The 18,329-nt window shown below is 70.1% G+C and carries 16 protein-coding genes and 1 pseudogene; 3 read left to right on the forward strand and 14 right to left on the reverse strand.

Annotation, left to right across the window (positions count from 1 at the left end):
• Window positions 1–58: 58 nt before the first annotated feature.
• The 6 genes and pseudogenes from EKE94_RS19035 to EKE94_RS04980 form a co-directional block, all read right to left on the reverse strand.
• Window positions 59–481, reverse strand: coding sequence for an alpha-hydroxy-acid oxidizing protein (locus tag EKE94_RS19035; RefSeq protein ID WP_268878272.1), 423 nt, complete (start codon window positions 479–481; stop codon window positions 59–61).
• A 133-nt stretch (window positions 482–614) separates the two neighbouring features.
• Window positions 615–1,239 (reverse strand): annotated as a pseudogene (locus EKE94_RS19040) (alpha-hydroxy acid oxidase).
• A gap of 72 nt (window positions 1,240–1,311) precedes the next feature.
• On the reverse strand, window positions 1,312–2,148 hold the full coding sequence (locus tag EKE94_RS04965; protein WP_127905516.1) for a fumarylacetoacetate hydrolase family protein: 837 nt from the start codon (window positions 2,146–2,148) through the stop codon (window positions 1,312–1,314).
• 14 nt (window positions 2,149–2,162) lie between these two features.
• Window positions 2,163–2,885, reverse strand: a complete 723-nt coding sequence (locus tag EKE94_RS04970) for an SDR family oxidoreductase (RefSeq protein WP_127905517.1) — start codon at window positions 2,883–2,885, stop codon at window positions 2,163–2,165.
• Entirely contained in the window at window positions 2,878–3,207 is a 330-nt protein-coding gene (locus tag EKE94_RS04975) for a MaoC family dehydratase (RefSeq protein ID WP_127905518.1), read from the reverse strand. The genes EKE94_RS04970 and EKE94_RS04975 overlap by 8 nt, the downstream gene beginning before the upstream one ends.
• An 841-nt stretch (window positions 3,208–4,048) precedes the next feature.
• Window positions 4,049–4,990, reverse strand: coding sequence for a formylglycine-generating enzyme family protein (locus EKE94_RS04980; protein ID WP_127905519.1), 942 nt, complete (start codon window positions 4,988–4,990; stop codon window positions 4,049–4,051).
• Window positions 4,991–5,175: 185 nt separating this feature from the next.
• On the opposite strand from EKE94_RS04980, the gene EKE94_RS04985 reads away from it, so the two are divergent.
• The gene (locus tag EKE94_RS04985; RefSeq protein ID WP_164870830.1) at window positions 5,176–6,477 is read left to right on the forward strand and encodes a sulfatase family protein; all 1,302 of its coding nucleotides are present in this window, start codon (window positions 5,176–5,178) and stop codon (window positions 6,475–6,477) included.
• A gap of 642 nt (window positions 6,478–7,119) precedes the next feature.
• On the opposite strand, the gene EKE94_RS04990 is transcribed toward EKE94_RS04985, so the two are convergent.
• The 6 genes from EKE94_RS04990 to EKE94_RS05015 form a co-directional block, all read right to left on the reverse strand.
• Window positions 7,120–8,022 carry a sugar kinase gene (locus EKE94_RS04990; protein WP_127905521.1) on the reverse strand — a complete coding sequence of 301 codons (903 nt, stop codon included), beginning with the start codon at window positions 8,020–8,022 and terminating at the stop codon, window positions 7,120–7,122.
• A gap of 5 nt (window positions 8,023–8,027) precedes the next feature.
• Entirely contained in the window at window positions 8,028–9,086 is a 1,059-nt protein-coding gene (locus tag EKE94_RS04995) for an L-idonate 5-dehydrogenase (protein WP_127905522.1), read from the reverse strand.
• A 22-nt stretch (window positions 9,087–9,108) separates the two neighbouring features.
• Complete coding sequence (locus EKE94_RS05000; protein WP_127905523.1) at window positions 9,109–10,383, reverse strand: TRAP transporter large permease; 1,275 nt, start codon at window positions 10,381–10,383, stop codon at window positions 9,109–9,111.
• 4 nt (window positions 10,384–10,387) lie between these two features.
• Window positions 10,388–10,900, reverse strand: coding sequence for a TRAP transporter small permease (locus tag EKE94_RS05005; protein ID WP_127905524.1), 513 nt, complete (start codon window positions 10,898–10,900; stop codon window positions 10,388–10,390).
• Between the two features lie 134 nt (window positions 10,901–11,034).
• On the reverse strand, window positions 11,035–12,018 hold the full coding sequence (locus EKE94_RS05010; RefSeq protein ID WP_127905525.1) for a TRAP transporter substrate-binding protein: 984 nt from the start codon (window positions 12,016–12,018) through the stop codon (window positions 11,035–11,037).
• Window positions 12,015–12,737 (reverse strand): GntR family transcriptional regulator, encoded by a 723-nt coding sequence (locus EKE94_RS05015; protein ID WP_127905526.1) that lies wholly within the window; start codon window positions 12,735–12,737, stop codon window positions 12,015–12,017. The genes EKE94_RS05010 and EKE94_RS05015 overlap by 4 nt, the downstream gene beginning before the upstream one ends.
• A 104-nt stretch (window positions 12,738–12,841) precedes the next feature.
• Between EKE94_RS05015 and uxuA the strand changes: the two genes are divergently transcribed.
• Window positions 12,842–14,053 carry a mannonate dehydratase gene (gene uxuA, locus EKE94_RS05020; protein ID WP_127905527.1) on the forward strand — a complete coding sequence of 404 codons (1,212 nt, stop codon included), beginning with the start codon at window positions 12,842–12,844 and terminating at the stop codon, window positions 14,051–14,053.
• Entirely contained in the window at window positions 14,050–15,525 is a 1,476-nt protein-coding gene (locus tag EKE94_RS05025; RefSeq protein WP_127905528.1) for a mannitol dehydrogenase family protein, read from the forward strand. The genes uxuA and EKE94_RS05025 overlap by 4 nt, the downstream gene beginning before the upstream one ends.
• A gap of 216 nt (window positions 15,526–15,741) precedes the next feature.
• Here the strand turns inward: EKE94_RS05025 and EKE94_RS05030 are convergent, their stop codons facing one another.
• Together EKE94_RS05030 and tagF are read right to left on the reverse strand one after the other, a co-directional pair.
• Window positions 15,742–16,839: a polysaccharide biosynthesis/export family protein gene (locus EKE94_RS05030; RefSeq protein WP_127905529.1), complete on the reverse strand. Its 1,098-nt coding sequence runs from the start codon at window positions 16,837–16,839 to the stop codon at window positions 15,742–15,744.
• A complete protein-coding gene (gene tagF, locus EKE94_RS05035) occupies window positions 16,826–18,319 on the reverse strand; it encodes a type VI secretion system-associated protein TagF (RefSeq protein ID WP_127905530.1) in 1,494 nt (497 codons plus the stop codon). The genes EKE94_RS05030 and tagF overlap by 14 nt, the downstream gene beginning before the upstream one ends.
• Between the last annotated feature and the right edge of the window lie 10 nt (window positions 18,320–18,329).

An 18,329-nucleotide genomic window follows, 5' to 3' on the forward strand; every position in this document is an offset into this window, starting at 1 on the left:
GTTGAGGGGCGGATCGGCCTTTGTCGCTTTCCTTGTGCGGGCGACGCTTTCGGCGGGCTCACGTGGGGCTTGCCCGCCGGGGCGTGCGCGCCATGGAGGCGGTCAAAGCCGCCAGATCCGCGGCGCGTTCCTTGAAAGAGCCTTGCGCGGTCTTCGGTCGGCAGTCGGCGACGAGGGTGCGGGGGACCGCGACCGGAGGGCGAGAGGCCCCCGCCCAGGGTGCAGACCGGCCAGTCCCCGCCCCGGCAGAGGCGGTCGGGTCCGAAGATGTCGGCGCCTTGAGCACATGGCTGCCCCGCGTCATGCCACCGTTCAGCATCATGTCCAGCATCACGTTCAGCCGGTCGCCCGCGGCCTGCACGACCCCGTCCAGCTGGTCACAGCGGGCGCGGCTGCCGTCCAGCTGCCGTCCGCCGTGGTTCGAGATCACGACGCCCTGGCTGCCGATATCTGCGGCGCGCACCGCGTCCTCGGCCGCCATCCGACCCTTGAGGCAGAAGGGCCGCCCCAAAGCACCACCATCTCGGTCACGCTTCCCAGGTCATCGCGGGGTTCAGCATTTCGGTGAAATACGGGCCGATGGAGGCGGTGCCGGTCCCCATGTCCACGTGGTCCTACAGCTGCGGCAGGGAGAAGCTTTCGTGCCGAAGGTAGTTCAGCGCCCATGCGGGTTTCGCGGCAAAGCCCGCGATGCCGCGCAGGTTCAGCCTGAACGGGATCGAAAAGCCCATGCGCTTGTCGCGTTCGCGGTTGCCGCCGGTGATCGGCTCCACCGTCAGCATCATCACCTCGCCGCCCGCCTCCTTGGCGCGCTGCATCATGGTGCGGTTCAGGCCGCGGTCCCGGTGGACGTAGAAGTGGTAGACTTGGGAGGTCTTGTACTTCTGCCGCATCTCCTCGATCGACACGGTGCCCAGCGACGACACGCCGAACATGGTGCCATAGGCCTCGGCCGCGGCGCCGACCGCCCTCGTGACGAAACAACCGCTGCAGCGCCGTGGGCGGGCAGAAGGCGGGCAGGTCGATCTTCTGGCCCATCACGGTGGTCCACAGATCGACGTCCCGTACCCTGTGCAAAATGTTCGGGATCAGGTCGACCTCGCCGAAGGACGCGGCATTGCGGGCATAGGTCGTCTCGTCGTCCGCGCCGCCGTCGATGTCGTCGAAAAACGGACCCGGCAGGCGCTGTCGCGCCAGCCTGCGGACGTCGTGGAAATTGTGGCAGTCGGAAAGGCGCAACGCATCGGCGCCCTGCTTGGCATCTGCCGGAGGCCCCCGGCGCGCGAGGCGGGCGCGCCGGGGCGGATCGGATCAGGTGTCGGCGGTCACGTCCTGACGCTGCTGGCCCAGACCTTCGATCCCCAGTTCGACCACGTCGCCGGCCTTCAGGAACCGTTGCGGGGACATGCCGAGGCCCACGCCCGGCGGGGTCCCGGTCGAGATCACGTCACCCGGATGCAGGGTCATGAACTGCGACAGGTAGCTGACCAGGAATGCCACGCCGTAGACCATGGTCGAGGTGGTGCCGTCCTGCATGGTTTCGCCGTTGACGGTCAGCCACATCTTGAGGTTCTGCGGATCGGCGACCTCGTCCGGGGTCACCAGCCAGGGGCCGATCTGGCCGAAGTTGTCGCAGCTTTTGCCCTTGGTCCACTGGCCCTGGCGTTCGGCCTGGAATGCGCGCTCGGACACGTCGTTGGTGATGGCGTAGCCCGCGACATGGGTCAGCGCATCGGCCTCGCTGACGTATTTCGCCTTCTTGCCGATCACGATGGCCAGTTCGACCTCCCAATCGGTTTTCTCCGACCCGCGGGGGATCACGATGGGGTCGTTGGGTCCGCAGATGGCGCTGGTGGCCTTCATGAAGATGATCGGCTCGGACGGGACGGTGGCGCCGGTTTCGGCGGCGTGGTCCGAGTAGTTGAGACCGATGCAGATGAACTTTCCCGTGCCGCCGATGCAGGGGCCGAGGCGGGGATTGCCTTCGACCTTGGGCAGGCTGTCGGGGTCCACGTTCAGCGCGCCGAGGTCGGTCAGGACGTCGCCCGACAGGTCGGCGGTGACGCCGGAGAGGTCACGCAGGCTGCCATCGGCGGCCAGGACGCCGGGCTTTTCCTGGCCGGGCTCTCCGTAGCGGAGGAATTTCATCGGGGTCTCCTTTTTCAGATGGTCCAGCCGCCATCGATACAGACGGCCTGTCCGGTGGTGTAGGTGGCGCGGGCAAGGTAGACGGCCAGGTCCGCGATCTCGTCCGCCTCGCCGATGCGACCCATGGGCTGGCGCGCGATGAAGGCGGTGCGCGCGGCGTCGTAGTCGCCCGTGGCCGCCAGCCGGTCGTCCAGCGACGGCGACTGCACCGTGCCGGGGCAGATGGCGTTGCAGCGGATGCCCTGGTCCACGTAGTCGGCGGCGACCGACTTGGTCAGCCCCAGCACCGCCGCCTTGGTGACGGAATAGGCAAAGCGGTTGGGCACGCCCTTCACCGCGCTCGCGACCGAGCTCATGTTGAGGATGCAGCCCGCGCCACGCTCCAGCATCCCCGGCAGGATGGCGCGGATCGTGCGGACCATCGCCTTGACGTTGAGGTCGAAGGCGAAGTCGAGGTCGGCGTCGCTGGCCTCGAGGATGGTGCCGTTGTGAACCACGCCCGCGCAGTTGAAGAGGATATCGACCGGGCCGATCTGGCTGACCAGCGTGGCGATGGCCGCGTCGTCCAGCACGTCCAGCCGGTGCGTCTGGCAGTCCGAGAGCCCTTGCAGTCCCGCCGCGTTGATGTCGGTGGCGTGGACCGTGGCGCCCGCGCGGGCAAAGGCCAGGGCGCTGGCGCGCCCGATGCCCTGTGCCGCTGCGGTGATCAGCACGGTCTTTCCTTCCAACTCAGCCATTCCGGGGCCTCCGTTCGACGATGTGGATATGTTCGCAGACAAGGCCGGTGTGGTGCCGTTCGTTCAGAACCTCGACCTTCTCGAACAGCCGGGCCGAGTTCGGGCGCTTCGGGTCATCCGCCATCCGCGCATCGGTCCGTCGCGTGCGGATGGTGTCACCGATGAAGACCGGCCGGATGTACCGCAGCCGGTCGTAGCCATGGGAAAACGCCACCGGGTCCACCCCGCTCGCCGTCAGGCCGATGGAGACGACCGGCGTGCCATGCGCGATGCGTCCCTTGAAGTCGCTCCGGGCCATGAACCCGGCGTCCATGTGGTGCATCTGCCCTGCCCCCAGCGGGTGATCCGGTTTCAGTCTTAGGGCATGACGGGTCTCGGTGTCACTGATGTTGGATAGAGCGGGCGTGACTGGACGGCACGGATGCTGAACCCGCGCCGGGTGGGAGGTGGCGAGGGTCTGCCCTTCCACCCGGACCGGTCGCGCGCCCATCTCTTCGGCGCCGAAACCGGCCGGTCGCTGCGCGCCTGAGGGCGCGGACCGAGGGGGAGGGGGCCGGGCCGGAATGGAAGATATCTTTCATGTCGAGTGATCTGCGTCGAAGACTTGCCGCCCCCGCAAAACGCCGCCCCATCGTGATCTTCGGCGCCGGATCCATCCTGGGCTGCAAGCATCTGCCCGCATGGGCTGAGGGCAGCTACGAGGTGGCGGGCACCTTCGACCCCGACGCGGCCAAGGCCGCCGAACCGGCCGCGGCGCACGGCACCAGGGCCTCGTCCGAGGCGCAGGCGCAGGCGGTCGACGGCGCGGTCTTCGACTTCTCCACGCTCTCCGGTTCCGGGGCGGCGAAGGCGGCGCCCTCCCAAAGGGCGCTCCCGATGCCGCCGTCCCCCACGCCGCACCGGCACGTGTGCAGACCCGCTGCCCCCCGGCCGGCCTCTGCCCCTTGTGCCGGGTCAGAATGCGGCCGGGGCGCGGCCGGAGCGCGGTCGTGGCGGTGGCTTCGCAGCCTTCGCACCACTGCCTGAGAGGCCCGCGGCCATGTCGGTGTCGGCCCCGGACCACGTGCTTTCCCCGGCTTTTCCCGGGTGGGCTTGACGTTGCTTTGGGACGGGTGCGGGGGCGTTCGACCCGCGGCCTGTGGAGCCTGCGGGGTCCGCGCCGGTCAGGCGGCGGCCGCGGCGACGCGGAAACCCGCGTTGCAGGTAGAGCTGTCGGGCGTATTGGCGGTGCGCGAGTGGACGTAGAAGCGTTCGCAGTAGCTGTCGTCGCACAGGAAAGACCCGCCGCGCTGGACCCGGCGATCGCCCGCCTCGGGGCCCGCGGGATCGCGCGACAGGCGCGGGGCGGGAGGGCGGCCGAACCAGTCGCCAACCCATTCCCAGACATTGCCGCAGGTGTTCCACAGGCCATAGTCGTTGGGGACGAAGGCGCGGACCGGCGCGGTGCCGACATGGCCGTCCTCGGCGCTGTTTTCCGTGGGGAACCGTCCCTGCCAGACGTTCATCGCGTGCCGTCCGCCGGGCGTGCGTTCGTTGCCCCAAGGAAACTTGGTCCGCGCGCGTCCGCCGCGGGCGGCGAATTCCCACTCCGCCTCGGTCGGCAGGCGCAGGCCGGCCCAGGTGCAGTAGGCCTGCGCGTCGAACCACGACACGTGCACCACCGGGTGGTCGCCGCGCCCCTCGAGGTCGCTGCCGGTACCTTCGGGCGCGGACCAGCAGGCGCCGTCGACCACGCGCCACCACGGCAGGCCGGGCGGATGGTCGGGCCAGCGCACCGGATCGGGCAGCAGCAGGTGGAACACCGACGACCAGCCATCTGTCTCGGCGATCGTGCGGTGCCCGGTCTCGGCCACGAAAGCCGCCCAGTCGTCGTTGGTGACCGCCGTCGCCGAGATGCGGAAGGGCGACACCCGTACCTTGCGCCGCGGCGCATCGAAATCGCCGGGATGGCGGGCGGTGCGCGCGCCCATGTCGAAGAACCCGCCCTTGAGCTCGATCAGCGCCGCGGCGAGGCGCGCGCGGGTTTCGGGCGCCGCCCGCGGCTGGGCGGAGGGCTCGGGCAGGGGGCCGGTGCGGCCGGACGGGGAACAGCAACTGGCGGACATGGAGCCTTGGCTTCGGTCTGGCGTATGGGCCGCGCCGTTCTAGCGCCGCTTCGGGGCGGTGTCACCTGCCGCACCCCACGGACGCCTGTTCAAACGCCGCGGGCTGCGGCATGACGGGCAGAGGGCAGAGGGCAGAGGGCGACGGCGCAGGCCGGAGGCTGCCCGCGACAAGGGGGAGGGCCCGGATGACGACCCGGAAGAACGTCGTTCTGATCAGTTTCGACGATGCGGTGTCCTACTGGCACTATCGCTCGGTCTTCGGTGTGCCGCTGCAGACCCCGAACCTGGACCGGATCTGCGCCGAAGCGACGGTGTTCGACGCGGCCTACTGCCAGGCGCCGATCTGCGGGCCGTCGCGGGCCAGTTTCATGTCCGGCAAGGCGCCGCCGCAGACCGGCATCTACGACAATACGGTCGATGTCTTCGACCGCGTCGCTCCCGAGGATATCTGGACCCGCCGCCTGCGGGACGCCGGCTGGTTCTGTTCCTCGGGCGGCAAGGTGCACCATGGCTATACCCCGCTGAAGCGCCGCCATCACGGACGCATCTACAGCGACCGGCAGAAAAGGTTCGATGCCGATACCAGCCTGCCGCCCGAGGCCGATCTGGTGAAGTTCGGCGGCCATCGCGGCGGCAAGGCCACCGCCGATCCGGCGCATGATGCCAGCTACTACGACCACCAGGTCGCGGACTCGGCCATCGAGTTCCTGACGACCTACGACGGCGACGCGCCGTTCTACCGCGAGGTCGGGTTCTATTCGCCGCACGGGCCGCACTACACGCCCGCCCGGTTCAAGGAGATGTACGACGAAGCCGCCTTTGTCCCCCCCGCAGACTGGGACGCGGGCTGGCCCGAGGACCTGTTCATCCGCGAGCGTGTTCCGCCGCGCGACCTGCTGGAGGAGGGGCGGGCGAAGTGGTGGCGCAAGTCGGTGCGCAACTACTTCTCGGCCATGACCCACGGGGATTACCACCTGGGCCGGGTGTGGGAGGCGCTGATGGCGTCACCGCACGCCGACAACACGCTGGTGCTGATCGTCGCGGATCACGGGTTCCACCTGGGCGACCGCAACAGGTTCTCGAAGTTCACGCTGTTCGATCAGGTGGGGCGGGTGCCCTTCATCCTGTGGGATCCCGCGCGTCGGCAGGGGCAGCGCGTGTCGGATCCCGTGGCGCTGCTGGATCTGGGGCCGACGGTGCTGGACCACCTGGGGCTTTCCCCGATCGAGGGCAGCCCCGGCCGGTCTCTGCGGCCGCTCTGCGACGGCGCGCGGGCGCCCGAGCGGGCGGTGCCGACCTTTTCCAACGACGGGATCGCGGTGCGCCATGGCCGCTACCGGCTGATCCGCTACGCCGACGGCAGCACCCAGTTCTTCGATCTCGAAACGGATTTCTGGCAGCAAAGGGACCTTGGCCAGGGCCATCCCGACTATGCCGCCACGCTGGCCGCACTGGAGCGTACCGCCCACGAGCACGGCGCCGCCTGAGGGGGCTGGGCAGACGGGGCGGAGCAGGCGGGGCGGAGCCCGCCGGACAGGGCAGTTGGGGGAGGGCATCCGGGCGGGGCGGGCATCCGGGGACGAGGCCGTCGAGGTGACCCGCAGAGAACGATCCGCCGTAGGGAGCCGGACGGCGCAAAACCAAACGGGCTGCGTCCGCAGGGATGAACCGACCGGCGCCCGGGCAGTCCCCGCAGCGCGGCGCGCTGGGCGGCGCGGAGGATGACTTGCGCCTCGGGGGCCGTGTCGTGCTCGGGCTCGGCGAAGACCCGGCTGATAGTCACCACCCCCAGCGCGAGAGATCGTGCTGCGCGCTCGGATCGAGGGCAGGGCGCGGTTGCGCTCAAGATGGTCGAGATAGCCCACGGACAAACCCGTGGCCCCGGCCAGCCGCTGCAGCATCAGGCCGCGGGCCCGGCGCGGATCGCGCATGCGCGCGTCGACGATCTCTTGCGTCTCGCGGTCCGGTCGGCTCATCTAGGAAGAGATCGCATTTTCGTACTGACGGCCAGAAATGCGGGTGCAGTAACAACTCTCTTTCAAGGTGGGATACCACCGGCCCGCCCGCCGCGCCCGTGACCGAAGGGGCGGCGCGCGACCCGGGTGCCCGGCCCTTGGCCGACAGAGCGGCTAACGCATCAGCGCGCCGCGAACCTGTATGACCTCGGCGGCGCAGCGCGCGGCGCTGCGCACGGCCTCGTCCGGGGCGGCGCCGTCCAGTGTCGCGGCCAGGAAGGTGCCGGCAAAGCTGTCGCCTGCCGCCGTGGTATCCACCACGCGCGCGACGGGCGCCACCGGAAGGCTGACAGGCTCGGCCCCTTGCGACCAGAGGACGACCGGACCGCCGCCGTTCTTGACCACCACCTGCCGAGCCCCCTGCGCGCGGTAGCGGGCGATGGTGTCGGCCGGCGTGGCATCGCCGAAAAGGGCGGTCTCTTCGTCGAAGCTGGGCAGCAGGATGTCCGAGACGGCGGCCGTGGCCATCACCTCGCGCTGCATGGTCGCGCGATCCTCCCACAGCGCGGGGCGCAGGTTGGTGTCGAAGGATACCGTGGTGCCCGCCGCCCGCGCCCGGGCCAGCGCCGCGCGCAGCGTGTCGCGCCCCGCGGGCGGCAGGATGGCGCAGGTGATCCCCGACAGGTGGACATGCGCGGCACCGTTCAGCACGCCCGCCAGCCAATCGGCGTCCTGGGCCAGCAGGCGGGCGGCGGAGTTGCCGCGCCAGTAGCTGAACGCGCGTTCGCCGTGGGTGAGCGAGATCATGTAAAGCCCGACGGTGCGTCCCGACACCCGGCGCAGGGTGTCCGCGGCGATGCCTTCGCCGGCGATGAACCCCGCCATCTCGTCCGAGATCGCGTCTTCGCCGAGGCAGCTGCCATAGGCCACACGCCAGCCGTCCCCCAGCGCGCGGCGCGCGTACCACGCCGCGTTGAAGGTGTCGCCCGCGAAGCCCCGGCGATAGGTGCCGTCGCCGGCGTCCGACAGCTCGACCATGCACTCGCCGAGGCAGAGCAGGGTGCGTGCGGCGGCCATCGCGCTCAGGCCCCGGCGAAGGTCAGGTGCACCTTGACCGACCTGCGGCGGTCGGCGGCGGCGGCGAAGGCGTCGATCGCCTGTTCCATCGGCCATGTCCCGGTGATCGCCGGGCGCACGTCGATCCGGCGGGTGCCGATGGCGGCGACCGCCTCGGCGAACTCGACGTCGAAGCGGAAGCTGCCCTGGGTCACGATTTCCTTGCCCACGATCTGGTTCAGCGGCACCTGCGTGGGCCCGGCCGAGCCTACCTGGATCAGCCCTCCGCGCGGGCGCAGGCAGGCCACGGCCTGGGCAATGGCCGGCGCCGCGGCCGAGCATTCGAAGACCAGGTCGATCTGCCCCTTGTCCGCGGTCAGCCGGTCGAGTGCAGACGCATCCGTGCGCACGTTCACGACCTCGGTCGCGCCCATCCGGCGCGCGACCTCCAGCGGCATGTCCTCGAGGTCGGTGACCACGATCTCGGCCGCGCCGGCCTGTGCGGCGACGGCGGTGCAGAACGCCCCGATCGGGCCCGCGCCGGTCACCAGCACCCGGCGGCCCGCGATGTCGCCCGCGATGCGCGCGGCATGCAGGCAGACGGCCAGCGGCTCGGCGCAGGCGGCCTCGGCCACCGAGACGTCGCCCCGCAGGGGGTGGCACTGGCCCGCGCCCACGGTCACCCGGTCGCGGAACAGCCCCTGCGCGTGGGGCAGGTACATGGCCGAGCCCAGGAAGGTCATGTTCGGGCATTGGTTCGCCATGCCCGCAGTACAGAAGGCGCAGGTGCCGCAGGGGTGGCTGGGGTTCACCGCGACCAGGTCGCCGGGGGCGAGCCCGGTCACCCCCTCGCCCAGCGCCACGACATGACCCGCGGCCTCGTGGCCGAGGATGATCGGCTCGCGCACCTGGATCGTGCCGATGCCGCCGTCGCGGAAGTAATGCATGTCCGACCCGCAGATCCCGCCGGCGCCGATGGCGACGGTGACCTGGCCGGGCCCGGGGGGCACGGCGCTCTGGGTTTCGATCCGCAGGTCGTCGCGCCCGTGCAGGCGGCAGATGCGGATGGTGTCGTCGGAGGCCATGGAAGCTCCTGTCATCAACGGATCAGTTCAGCAGCGAGGGCAGCCATGTCGCGATCGCCGGGATGTAGCTGACCGCGAACAGGACAACGAGGTTCGTCAGAAGAAAGGGCAGGATCGCCACCACGACGGGCGTCAGCGGGATCCGCGCGATGCCCGCACAGACGAAGAGGCAGACGCCCACGGGCGGGGTGGTCAGGCCGATCATCAGGTTCAGCACCGCGAAGGTGGCAAAGTGGATCGGGTCGATCCCCACGGTGAAGGCCAGCTGCGACAGCGGCACGAAGAGGATGATCAGCGCGGCGATGGTCTCCATGAACATGCCGACGAAGAGCAGCAGCAGGTTGATGATCAGGATCACCAGGATGCGGCTGTCGGTCATCGACAGCACCGCGTTGGCCAGCATCTGCGGAATACGCTCGGACACCAGGATCCAGCCGAAGACATTGGCAAATCCCACGAGCGCGAGGATCCCGGCCGAGGCGACGGCGCTGTCGATCACGATCGCGGGCAGGGCGCGCCAGTCCAGTTCGCGGTAGATCACGCCGCCCACGATCAGCGCGTAGACGCTGGCCACGATGGCGGTTTCGGTCGGCGTCGCCAGGCCCGAGATCAGGCCGTAGATGATGAATCCGGTCATCGCCAGCGCCCAGGACGCCGATCCGAAGGACCGCACGACCTCGCCCCAGCCCTGCCATTCCTGACGGGGGAAATTGCGGCGGCGCGAGATGATCCAGCAGGTGAGCATCATCGCCAGGCCCATCAGGATGCCAGGCACGGCGCCGGCCAAGAACATCTGCCCGACCGAGATCCCGGCCAGCGAGCCCACGATGATCATCGGCACCGACGGCGGGATGATCGGTCCCACGGTCGAGGACGCGGCGGTGACGGCGGCCGAGAAGTCGGCCGGATAGCCCGCCTTCTTCATCCCCGGGATCATCACGCCCCCGATCGAGGCCGCGTCGGCCACCGCGGTGCCGGTGATCCCGCCGAACAGCATCGAGGCGGCGATATTGGTCAGCCCCAGGCCGCCCCGCACCCAGCCGACCAGCGCGGTAGCAAAGCGGATGATCCGCTCGGTGATGCCGCCCTGGTTCATCAGGTTGCCGGCCAGGATGAAGCCGGGGATCGACAGCAGCACGAAGACGTCCATGCCGGCGTACATCTTCTGCGGAATGGCCACCGGGTTCAGCCCGGCGACGAAGATGTAGGCCAGCGACGACAGGCCCAGCGTCACCGCCACGGGCACGCCGATGACAAGCCCCGCGACGAAGACGGAAAACAGAACGGCGACATCCATGGCGTTACTCCTCGCCCTCGGGACGGGGCGCCCGCGGACGGCCGTCGGTTGTGCCGGCCAGCATTCCCACGATCCGCAGGACCGCGAAGAAGGCCAGAAGCGCCAGCATCAGGAAGATGCTGAAATGCACCCAGGCCATCTGCAGCCCCAGGGCGGGCGATCTCTGGAACCAGCCGATCGAGGTGTATTTCCACGCCATCGGCAGCAGGTAGATCCCAAGGAACGCGATCAGCGCCGCCGAGATCAGGCGCAGCGTCCATGACGCCCTTTCGGGCAGGCTTTCCGAGACGATGTCGACGTTGACCAGGTCACCGGTGCGCAGCGACAGGCCCGCGCCGATGGCGGCGAGGTAGAGCAGTGCGAAGCGCGTCAGCTCTTCGGTCCAGACGGGCGAGGCGCCCGACAGGCGTCCGATCACCTGCCACAGCACGGCGACGATCAAGACGAGAAAGGCGAGCCCGACGAGCGCGCGAAAGAACGCGACGACGGCACGTTGCAGCAAGTCGATCTGGCGCATGTCCGGTACCCTCGTTTTCCCGGGATCGTTGCCGCCGCCCCCGTGGTGTCGGGGGCGGCGGTCTTGACTGATCTCGGCGTCACCGCGCCGCCCGCCGTTTCGGGGCGGCGCAGCAGGCGGGCGACGCGGGCCGATCAGTTGCCCGAGGCCTGCGCGTCGAAGAGGTCCTGCACGATGGGGCGGATCTCGTCGCCGACGTTCGACAGGACCGCGTCGCGCGCGGCGGCGGCGAAGGCGGCGTTGTCGACCTCGTTGAAGGTCATGCCGTTGTCTTCGAGATAGGCGCGGTCGGCCTCGATGCTTTCGTTGAACAGCTCGCGCTCATACTCCTGCGCGGTGGCCGCCGCTTCCATGATCGCGTCCTGGTCTTCTTGCGACAGCTGGCCCCAGGTCTGTTCCGAGATGGTGAGGTAGATCCACGACCGGACGTGATCGGTCATGTTCACGTAGTCCTGCACCTCGGCGAAGCTGGCCGAGCGGATCAGCGCGAGCGGGTTCTCCTGCGCGTCGATGGTGCCGTTCTGAAGCGAGGTGAAGACCTCGGAAAACGCCATCGGCGTGGGCTGCGCGCCAAGCGCGGACCACACATCGACGAAAAGCGGCACGTTGGGCACGCGCATCCGCAGGCCGTCCAGATCCTCGGGGGTCGAGATCGCGCGGTTCGCGGTCAGTTCGCGCGGGCCGCGGGCGAAGTAGGCGATCGGCCGGATCTGGGCGCGCTCGATGATCTCCTGCTCGATCCGGTCGCCGATCTCGCCGCTTGCCACCTCGTCCATCTGCTCGAGCGAGCCGTAGGCGTAGGGCACCGCCAGAAGGGCGGCCATGGGCGACCAGTTCTGCAGCGATTCACCGGTGATCGTCATGTCGACGGTGCCCAGCTGCATGCCGTTGATCAGGTCGATCTCCTTGCCGAGGCTTTCGTTCGGGAACACCTCGACCGCGATGCGGCCGTCGGTCAGCCGCTCGACCTCTTCGGCGAACTTCAGCGAGGCCTGGTGCCACGAGTTGTCCTCGTTCGCGAGGTGGCCCAGCTGCAGCGTGCGTTCCTGCGCGGCCAGCGGCGCGGCGAGGGCGGTAAAGGCGGCGGCAAGCGCCAGTTTGCGGGTGAACATCATCATTCTCCTCCTCCGATGATAACGGTGCGGTCCTCGTCCCCGTCGGGGGCGTCGTCGAAGAACGCGGGGTTGGCGGTCACGATCTGCGGCAGGTCGCTCAGGACCTCGCGCAGGTGGTGGCGGGTCGCGGCCTCGGCCCGGGCGGGATCGCCCGCGGCGATGCCGGCGACGATGGCGGCATGCTGGTCGATCAGCTTGTTCACGGGGAATTGCGACAGCGACAGGACCCGCACCCGGTCCATCTGGGCCTTCAGCCCCTGGACCTTGCGCCAGATCCCGGCCTTGCCACCCATTTCCGCCAGCGTCCTGTGAAATGCCTCGTCGGCGCGGATGAACTCAAGCGGGTCGCCCGCGGCGACAGCCCGCTGGCGGTCGATATGGGCATCAAGCTCGGCGAGGTCGGCGCGCCCGGGCGCCTCGGCCAGCAGCCGCACAATGTCCGATTCCACCGCCTCGCGCAGGAACCGCGCCTCGCGCACCGCGACGACGTCGATCCGGCTGACCCGGGTGCCGCGCTGCGGCAGGACCGAGACGAGACCTTCCGAGGCGAGACGGATGAACGCCTCGCGCACCGGCTGGCGCGACACGTCGTATTGCTGCGCGATCTCGGATTCCGAAATCTTCTGGTCGGGGTGCAGGTCGTTGCGGATGATACGCTCGCGCAGGAACCGCGTCAGTTGCCGGGCGATGGGCGCGGTCTGGTCGATCTGGTCCTGTCGCATGATTCGTCCTCCCCGCGACTTGCTACCATACTGCCATACAAGTTATCAATCGGGCCGAGGCGGGCGGGAATCGCGCCGGGCCCGCGCAGCAGGGAGGTTTTGCGATGCGACAGACGTGGCGGTGGTTCGGACCGAAGGATCTGGTGAGTATCGACGATGTGCGCGAAGCCGGCGCCGAGGGTGTGGTGACCGCGCTGCACCACCTGCCGCCCGGGCAGGTCTGGAGCCGGGACGAGATCGCCCGCCGCAAGGACGAGGTCGCGCGTCGCCGCGACGGCCGCGCCTCTGGCCTGACATGGGACGTGGTCGAAAGCCTGCCCGTCTCCGAGGCGGTCAAGACCGCCGCGCCAGACCGCGCCGCCCATATCGCGGCCTGGACCGACAGCCTGCGTAACCTCGCCGCCGAAGGGATCGAGGTCGTGTGCTACAACTTCATGCCGGTGCTGGACTGGACCCGCACCGACCTGGCCTACGAGGTCGCCAGCGGCGCGACCTGCATGCGCTTCGACCTGATCGATTTCGCGGCCTTCGACCTCTTCGTGCTTGAACGTCCGGGCGCGGGCGATGACTACGACGCCGGGCTGCGCGCCGCCGCGAAGGCCCGCGCCGATGCGATGGACGCCGAAGCGCGCGAGGCGATCGCCCGCAACATCGTCTTCGGTCTGCCCGGGGCGGCGGACAACTTCACCCTGCCGGACGTGCGGGCGCGGCTGAACGACTATGCCGCCATCGGCGCGGACGAGCTGCGCGCCAACCTGATCGATTTCCTGTCGCAGGTCGCCCCGGTGGCCGAAGAGCTGGGCCTGCGCCTGTGCTGCCATCCCGACGATCCGCCGTTCCCGCTGCTGGGCCTGCCGCGGATCATGTCGACCGAATCCGACTATGCCCGGGTCATGCAGGCCGTGCCCGAGCGCGCCTCGGGCATCACGCTGTGCACCGGCTCGCTTGGCGCGCGGCCCGACAACGACCTGCCGGGCATGATCGACCGACTGGGCGACCGGGTTCATTTCCTGCACCTGCGCAACGTCACCCGCGAAAGCGACGCGATCCGCGGGTCGTTCTACGAGGCCGAGCATCTGGGCGGCGATACCGACATGGTCGCCGTCATCGCCGCCACGCTGCGCGAGGAACGCCGCCGCCGGGATGCCGGGCGGCCCGATGCCTCGATCCCGTTCCGCCCCGACCACGGGCAGGACATCCTGGACGACAAAACGCGCAAGGCGCAGCCCGGCTACCCTGCCATCGGGCGGCTGAAGGGGCTGGCCGAGCTGCGCGGCGTCATCGCCGGGCTGGGCCATGCGGGGGGCGGGCAGTGACCCGGCTGAGCGAAACGCAGGGCCTGCCGGACGACGTCCGCGTCCCCGCCTATGACCGTGCGGCGCTGGGCGAGGGGATCGTGCACCTGGGCCTTGGCGCTTTCCAGAAATCGCACCTCGCGGTCTATACCGACGACGCGCTGGCGCGCTCGGGCGGGGACTGGCGGATCGTCGGCGTCTCGCTCAGGTCCGATCAGGCGGTGCGCGACCTGACCCCGCAGAACGGGCTTTTCACCGTGATCGAGGCCGGGGTGGACGGGACGCAGGCGCGGGTCGTGGGGGCGGTGTCGCGCGCGCTGGCCCATGCGCATGGCGACGCCGAAGCGGTGCGCGCGGTGCTGGCCGACCCCGCGACGCGTATCGTCACCATCACCGTGACCGAAAAGGGCTACGGGCTGGACCGGGCCCGCGGCGGGGCCGACCCGCAGCATCCCGCCATCGCCCATGACCTGGTCCATCCCGAGGCGCCTGTGGGCGTCGCCGGGCTGCTGGTGCAGGCGCTGGCCGCGCGACGCGCCGCGGGCGTGCCGCCCTTCACGATCCTCAGCTGCGACAACCTGCCGGGCAACGGCGACCTCGTGCGCGGATTGATCCTCGATGTGGCGGGGCGCAGGGACCCCGCGTTGCGCGACTGGATCGCCGGGGCAGTCGCCTGCCCGAACGCGATGGTCGACCGGATCACCCCCGCGCCCGACGCGGAGGTCCGCGCGATGGCCGCGGCGATGACCGGGCGCACGGACGCCGGCGCGATCCTGACCGAGCGGTTCCGCCAGTGGGTGATCGAGGACCGCTTTCCCGAAGGCCGCCCCGACTGGGAGGCCGGCGGCGCGCTCTTCGTCGAGGACGTCGCGCCCTACGAGCACATGAAGCTGCGGATGCTGAACGGCAGCCATTCGATGATCGCCTATGCCGGGGTCCTGACGGGGCACACGCATGTGCGCGACGTGATGGCGGATGCCGCGCTGGCGCGTCTGGTGCGGCGTCACCTTGCAGCGGCCGCCGCCACGCTGGCGCCGTTGCCGGGTATCGATTTCGCCGCCTACGGCGACGATCTGGCGCGGCGGTTCGCCAATCCGCACCTTGCCCACCGGACCGCGCAGATCGCGATGGACGGGACCGAGAAGATGCCGCAGCGCATCTATGCCCCGGCCCGAGACGCACGGACGGGGGGGCAGGACCTGCGGCCCTTCGCCTTCGCCACGGCGCTGTGGATGCGCTTCGCGCTGGGTCGGCACGACGACGGCACCACCTTTGACCTGAACGACCCCCGCTCGGACGAGATCGCGGCGCGGCTGCAGGGCGCTACCACCGCGCCCGGGATCCTTGCCGCGCTGACCGGTGAGGGGAGCTTCTTGCCCACTGACCTGGCCGACGACACGACGTTTGCGGGCGTGGTCACCGACATCCTGGCCGACCTGCTGGAACGCGGCGCCGCCGCGACGATCGCCGACGAGGCACGGGCCGCCGGCTGATCGCCGGGACCTCCGCGGGCACACGGGGGGGGCGTGCTGCGCGCCGGATGCGGCCCCCAAGCGGCCGGGCCGGGCGGCGCGGGCTGCTGTCAGCGCGTGGCCATTCAGGAGCACATCCTATCCATGGCCCCGGGCTTCCGACCTATGGTCGAGCTGTCTTGCAACCTGTCGGGCACCGGAGGCGGTGCCCCGCGTCTTGCATGCCCGGTCCGTCGGTCAGGGCTGGGGAGGTGCCGGGATCTCGGGCGGGCGGCTGAAGATCTGGAAGTACTTCTGGAAGTTCGCGAGCGGCGCGTTGCCCACGTAGATCGCATCGCCGTCCTGAACCTGGAACCGCCCGGCGCGCAGACGCGCGGCGGGGTCGGCATAATCGACGCGGAAGATCACGTCGCCCGTGACCGTGCGCCGCGTGCCTTCGGTTTCGAGCAGGATGAAGGAGTCGCCCGGGTCGAGGTGACGGAACAGGAACACCGCGCGCGGGTTCGCCCGGCTGTCCTGCAGCCCGCCCGCCCGCGCCACCGCCTGCGCGAGGCTGAGCGACCCCTCGGCGAAATCGAAATCCCCCGTGGCGCCAAGCGCGCCGTCGGCGGTGAACTGCGCGTCGCCGCCGCCCACGATCACCGTGTCCCCGGGCAGTAGCGGGATGTTGCGCGCGGGATCCGAGATCACCCGTTCCATCACGTCCTGGCCCCGGCGGCCGCCGCGCAGCACCGTGACGACGCTTGCATCCGGCGCCTCGGTGGCGCCGCCGGCGGTGGCGATGCCGTCCAACACGGTTTCGCCCCGGGCGGTCAGGTTGAACATGCCCGCGGCGCCCACGGCCCCCTGCACGCTGTAGGTGTCGGTTTCCTTCCGGGCGATACTGACGGTGGTATAGGGGTCGACCGCCGACTGGCGCAGGTTCTCGGTGATGGTGCGTTCGGCCGTGGAAACCGACTGCCCACCCACGCGGATGCCGCCGACGAAGGGCAGGGTCACGCTGCCGGACTGAGACACGGTGAAGTCGCCCAGCGGCAGCGCGGCGCTTTCCGCGGCGTTGAAGAGCCCCGACTCTCCGGTGCCGAAGGCGGTGACGGTGATCGTGTCGCCGGGCTTGATGATCCCGGGCACGTAGGTGCCCGCCCCGAGCGACGCGAGCCCGCCGGACGCCCGCGGGCTGCCCAGTGCCCGCACCACCTGATCGCTGAGCGGCAGGATCGGCGTATCGCTCTGCCGCGCCTGCGAAACGACCTGACCCGTCTTGGGCCCGTCCGAGGGGGCGCAACCGACCGCGCCCAGAACCATGCAACATACCGCGAGCTTACGAATATTCATCTGCCTGTCCTGCCTGGTTGTCGGGGGTGTGCGGAAGGCCCCCGTCCTCGGTTGTTCTTGAGCGGAGGATTACTGCCAGGGCCGCAACGTCAAGCGACGCGCCGGCAATCAGGGCATCCTGCGTCAAATGAGTTGCAGCCTGTCGCGAGGTTGCCGCAGTCGCGAGGGTCCGGGCGATGTCGGGCTCGGGCAAAGCGGCGGCCAGCCCGCCCGAGCACAGCAAGAACCTGTCGCCCGGTCGCGCCTCGCCCAGGGCGCTTTCCAGCGACAGCTGCCGCGACGCCCCGACGGCGCGGGTGACGACCGAGGCCAGCACCGGATCGACATGGTCGCGCGTCAGCCGCGACATCTGGCCGTCGCGCAAAAGATAGCAGCGCACGTTGCCCGACCACAGCACCGCATGCCGGTTGCCCTGCACCAGCAGTGTCGCGGCCGAGGCGGCGAAGACCGTGTCGCTGGGCTGACCGCGGGCGCAGAGCATGGCATTGGCGCGCCCCAGCTTGCCCTTGGCCTCCGAGATGAGGTCGCTCATCGAAAACGGCCCGGCAATGGCGGCCAGCGCCTCGCGCACCGTCTCGACGGCGCCGGTAAGGCCGGGATGCGCGCCAAGCCCGCTGATCACGCTCATCGCCTGGCTGTCTTCGCCGATCGCGAAGGCGTCGGTCAGCATCGCGCTGCGGGTGCCTTTCAGCGCGGCGCCGGCGCTGTCGATGTCGATCAGCACCCGCGTCTCGGGCGGGCGCACCGGGGCGGCACCTTCGGGGTGCACGACCGCGGCCGGGCCCGCGGAGGATCCGGCCTGCGGCTGCGTCGTCGGTTTGGAGGCCGCAGTGGAGCCCGCAGAAGAGGTCGCGGATGAAGGGGGGCTTCCAGGCGGCCCCCCCAGGAACACTCGGTGGAACGTCTCGGGCGCGGGCAGGCCGTCGAAGCCCTGCATGGCGGCGGTATCCTCGCCCACCCACCACAGGCTGCGGGCGCCGTCCTGCGGCATGGTGCGCAGCGCGGGCTGGAACCAGCGCTGCGGGCTGAGAGTCTCGAGCGCGGAATCGAGCGTGGCGCGCCGGAACTCTGGCGCCAGCGTCGACAGGGCCAGCGCTTCGGCCCGGTCGAACCACCCCGCCATCTGGCGTGGCAGCGCGGTCAGCGGGCCGCGGTGGTCGGGCAGCGGCACGGCGAGGACCAGGGGAAAGTACCGCCCGATCCGGTCGACGCTGGGCATCATCACCAGCGCCAGCGGATCGGGGCCCAGTCTGTCGCGCGCCACCAGTCCGCGCCAGACCGGCGCCACGAGGAAGGCGTCCAGCCAGCCGCGCCCCAGGTGGCGCTGGCTTTCGCGCACGCATTGCCGCGTCCAGTCGTCCAGCCGGTCGACCACGCCGCGCGACAGGTTGCGTTGGACGAAATCGCCCTGCGTCGGGATCTTGCCGAAATATCCCGTCGCCTCGGTGCCCTGTGTCGGGTCGGGGGCCCCGCGTGCCATGCGCCTACTC

The sequence above is a fragment of the Mesobaculum littorinae genome (genome assembly GCF_004011175.1).
Taxonomy (GTDB): domain Bacteria; phylum Pseudomonadota; class Alphaproteobacteria; order Rhodobacterales; family Rhodobacteraceae; genus Tranquillimonas; species Tranquillimonas littorinae.